This is a genomic window from Lawsonibacter sp. LCP25S3_E2 (genome assembly GCF_052117285.1).
In the GTDB taxonomy this organism is placed as follows: domain Bacteria; phylum Bacillota; class Clostridia; order Oscillospirales; family Oscillospiraceae; genus Lawsonibacter.
In genome coordinates this window covers 1-3,875 of sequence record NZ_JBQKJL010000042.1, presented here as the reverse complement: position 1 = coordinate 3,875, position 3,875 = coordinate 1, and the positions used below count along the sequence as shown (strand labels likewise).

The 3,875-nt window shown below is 36.9% G+C and carries 3 protein-coding genes; all 3 read left to right on the top strand.

What is annotated here, in order from left to right:
- The first annotated feature begins 97 nt into the window (after positions 1-97).
- The 3 genes from ACTQ3R_RS16215 to ACTQ3R_RS16205 all read left to right on the top strand — a co-directional run bounded on the left by ACTQ3R_RS16215 (position 98) and on the right by ACTQ3R_RS16205 (position 3,760).
- On the top strand, positions 98-694 hold the full coding sequence (locus tag ACTQ3R_RS16215) for a Fic family protein (protein WP_441780193.1): 597 nt from the start codon (positions 98-100) through the stop codon (positions 692-694).
- A gap of 19 nt (positions 695-713) precedes the next feature.
- A complete protein-coding gene (locus ACTQ3R_RS16210; RefSeq protein ID WP_441780194.1) occupies positions 714-3,305 on the top strand; it encodes a KAP family P-loop NTPase fold protein in 2,592 nt (863 codons plus the stop codon).
- A 146-nt stretch (positions 3,306-3,451) separates the two neighbouring features.
- Positions 3,452-3,760 (top strand): recombinase family protein, encoded by a 309-nt coding sequence (locus ACTQ3R_RS16205; protein WP_441780195.1) that lies wholly within the window; start codon positions 3,452-3,454, stop codon positions 3,758-3,760.
- Positions 3,761-3,875: the final 115 nt, after the last annotated feature.

Sequence of the window (3,875 nt, the reverse complement as noted above, 5' to 3'; positions counted from 1 at the left end):
GCGCAACGCTCTCATGCGGGTAAAATAGCGTGGCAAAACCAGGGAATTCCCGTGGCAATACCAAGGAATTTGCTTTGGCAAAACCAGGGATTTTTACTTGACAGAATACAATGTTCTGCATTTTGGAATACTTCCCTCATATGTTTCCGATCTGGTGCTGGAGTTATTAGACTGGGTGAAGGCCAGTGAAGTACACATGCTTATCCGAAGTTGCGTGTTCCACTATGAATTGGAATTGATCCATCCTTTTGCCGATGGAAATGGAAGAGTGGGGCGTTTATGGCATACCCTTTTGCTTTCCAAATGGAACGCAATCTTTGCTTGGCTTCCGGTGGAGTCCATTATTCATGATCGCCAACAAGAGTATTACGCAACTATCAACACATCTAACGACATGGGTGAATCTACAGTATTTATTGAGTTTATGCTTTCAGCTATCAAAGCATCCCTCACAGAAGCGATTAGTTTGAGCGATGAAACGAGCGATGGAAAGTTGGACAAAGCAGCGCTTCGATGGAATAAGATCAAGAGTTATCTTCTAACACATGACTATATCATGAATGCTGATGTGCGGGAATTGTGCAAGGTATCGGCTGCAACGGCAAATAGAATCCTTTCTGGTTTAGCTGCAGACTGCAAATTAAAAAGATATCGTGAGGGCAACCATTGGGCGTATGTTTTAGGTCAACGCTAAATTGGGAGGTTTTATCATAATGATTATTAGAGATTACATCAGAAATTTTAATATATTTTTTTCGCTAACAAAAGCGATAATGCTATCAGTACTTCTTGGCGCGGTGTTATTTATACTTGATTTTTATAATATTTTAACACAATTATCTGATTTGACCTCACCAGTTATTTTAACGGTCGGTTTATTAAGTACAATTATAATTACTTTTTGCTGGTTATTTCATATTCACTTCTTTGGGCTTATTACGGTTGCCTCTGCTAATATATTTGATGGAATATTTATCGTTCTATTTTTTGCGACTCTAACATATTGTATTTTTAATGCAGCGTTTTTGCATTCTGCACAGCTTATTGTATCTATTGCAATTTGCCTATTCTGCCTTCTTTTAATTTTGAGTCGGGTTATATTCTATACCTATTCTCAGAGGAGAGCAAAAGTAATCAAAACCAATGTTGTAGACTTAAAAGATGTTTACAATAATGCTTTTAATTATACTGAGGATGGTCCTATTTTAATTGAAGAAGCTGACGCGGACTATGATTTACTTAATCGAGGTCATTTAATAAATTGGGTGGTATATTCTATCCAAAATTGCAGGTCATCACAATCTTTTGTCATCGGTCTTGAAGGTCCATGGGGAAGCGGGAAAACAACAATTCTCAACAATGTAAAACGCATTCTCAATTCAGATCCAAAAGAACTGCACTTAATTAAGAATTTTGACCCATGGGCTTTTGGTACACAAGAAGCTCTTCTATGGGGAATGTATGATGCGATATTTAAAAGTTCTGGTACGAAATTTAGCATCTTACAGAGTCACCATATAATGGAACATTTAAGCTCTGCTGTTGTTGATGGATATGCTATTGGCAGAGTTATAAAACCCATAGCATTTGATACGAAGACCAGTGTAGAAAGCCTTAGCGAAATAAAACGGAAGATTAGCTCATATTTACAGATAAGGAATCAAATTGTTGTCTTTTTTATTGATAATATAGATCGCGCTGATGCCAAAAATGTAATTTTTCTTTTTAAACTCATAGGTACAATATTTAGCCTTCCTAAAATAATTTATGTCTTATCATACGACAGAGAACGAATAAATAAGATATTTAATGAAACAAACGATATGGATAGTCACTATATCGACAAAATTATTCAGCAGGAAATAAAGGTTCCAATTATTACGAAGAATCAAATAAAAACACTTTATTCTGCATGTATTGAGAATATATTTTTGGCTTATGGAGTTGAAAAAGAAAACCAGGCAGCGTATCTTCCACTTTTGCAGTACATCTGTTCTGAGGTAAAAGATTTGCGACAGTTTAAAAGGCTTATAAATTCAGCTTTTTCTATGTGCTTTTGTCAAAAAACAAAATTGTACAAACCCGATCTTTTAGCAATAGAGGTTATCCGCTTCATTGCACCAGATGCTTATTTTGAAATATATCGTAGTAGAAACTATTTTATTTCTCATGATATAGTCCACGATATGGGATTATGGCAGCAAAATTTTGAAAAAGAAAAATTTAATGGGGAAGGAAAGGCATTTTTCAATTCCTTTTTATCCACAAAAAAATCTTTGTTAGAGCTGCTCGCTACTATGTTTCCATATGTCCTAAGGTACAAACAGAATCAAGATATTATAGCAGATTATGCTTTTAGTTCGGATCAAGAATATTCCAATATATCCAATAACATGAGGATTTGTAGTGGAAAATACTTTGATTTGTATTTTAGCTATACATCAAATGACTATATGTCTATTCACCAAAGTGTCTTGACTTTTCTAAATAATATTCATTCACATGCAAATCCAAGCTATATTACAGACGAATTGGAGACTGCTCTTACTCAGACTCCGGATGGACAGCAGAAGGAATGGTTTGAGCAGTTGCAAAGTCAGGTTGGTCCCTGCATTGTAGATTACCGCTATCTGCCTATCGCCTTATTTAACATGATTTACAATGTGGATGATTCGCTTCAGTTTTTATCGTTGAGCGCAAGACGGAGATGTGCATTAATTATTGCGCAGGGACTTTCATCTTGTTCAGAACAAGAATTTGCAGAATTCCTGTCTAACGCATCTTATTCATATGGAAAAATTGAAATAATTCGCGAAATTATATACTGGTACTCGAATAAAAACACCTTTTCAGATAAAAATGACCCAAACAGAAAAAGCCAGCTTACTCAACTCTACAATAGCCTTTGTAAGACTATTCTCGAAAAAAGTATTGATTTGTATTCTGATGAATATTATCATCAAAAGAACATTTTGGGATTATATAGTTATTGTAGCGAATCTGATCCCCAAATTTTCAAACAGTATATTGCGACTATTGTTTCAAAAGATAATATATATAGGGTGCTTTGGGATATCATTACTCAGGGCGTAGGGGAGGAATATTTGTATAGTATTGATAAGAAAAATATAGATATCTTTTTTAACGATGTTGCGGACGCTGAAGTTGTTCTTCAAGCCCGTGACCCGCAAAATAGTTCGGAAAAGTTTGTAAAAGAAGTTTTTCTTACTTTCAGATATGGTAAGGGTGATATTTTAGGAAATAAATCTGTTACATCGACTACGGAGATTAAACCAATACTCTAAGGAATGCTCTTCTGAGCAAAAACGACTTCCCATCGCATAGATTCTTACCAAAAATTTCGTGAATTGCTTGAATCCTGGTATCGCTAATTTTCTGATCTCTTGTGCCATTGTATAATCCCCTTATTCTACCTAAGGAGGAGTGTACAATGAATCGAGTCTATTGCCTGTATCGGGTATCCACTGTCCAGCAGTTGCACAAGGATGACATTCCCATGCAGCGGCAGGCGTGCCAGGAGTTCGCCGCAGCTCGCGGCTGGAAAATCATCAAGGAGTTCTACGAGAAAGGAATCTCAGGATTTAAGACCCCCACAGCGGACCGCAGAGTGCTGCAGCAAATCAAGAAGGATGCCAAACAACATAAGTTTGACATCCTTCTTGTCTTTATGTTTGACCGATTGGGGCGACGGGGGTGCCGTCAAGATTTATGCGCAAAATTATTTGCAGGCTCCGGCTGAATGAGGTGCCGTCAAGATTTATGCGCAAAATTATTTGCAGGCTCCGGCTGAATGAAGTCAGCCGGCAATAGAGGCGTCGTACAGAGCCGCCTCCAAGTGCTTCATGTTCATGTAT

Excerpts from the sequence above, each read along its gene's own strand:
- ACTQ3R_RS16210 (WP_441780194.1), top strand. The coding sequence starts at position 714 with ATGATTATTAGAGATTACATCAGAAATTTTAATATATTTTTTTCGCTA.
- ACTQ3R_RS16205 (WP_441780195.1), top strand. The coding sequence starts at position 3,452 with ATGAATCGAGTCTATTGCCTGTATCGGGTATCCACTGTCCAGCAGTTG.